This window comes from Microbacterium sp. CIAB417 (assembly GCF_022788845.1).
The window spans coordinates 1-288 of sequence record NZ_JAHZUT010000049.1 but is presented as its reverse complement, the minus strand read 5'-3'; the positions used below and the strand labels follow the sequence as shown (position 1 = coordinate 288).

Below are 288 nucleotides of genomic sequence, written 5' to 3'. Positions count from 1 at the left end.
TTTCGTAAAAGAAGTCCGGCGGTGTCCTACTCTCCCACAGGGTCCCCCCTGCAGTACCATCGGCGCTGTGAGGCTTAGCTTCCGGGTTCGGAATGTGACCGGGCGTTTCCCTCACGCTATGGCCGCCGAAACACTATTGATGTTTCAATCAAACCTAAAGACACAGCGTGTGTGCCTGTAGGGCTCTCGACCGTACATCGAGAACCACAAAGTGGACGCGAACACCAAGAACGATGTGTTATCAAGTCATCGGCTTATTAGTACCAGTCAGCTGCATGCGTTACCGCA

General features: G+C 53.5%; 1 rRNA gene. It reads right to left on the bottom strand.

Going from position 1 to position 288, the window contains the following annotated elements:
* Positions 1-13: 13 nt before the first annotated feature.
* Positions 14-130, bottom strand: a 5S ribosomal RNA gene (gene rrf / locus KYX17_RS31675).
* Between the last annotated feature and the right edge of the window lie 158 nt (positions 131-288).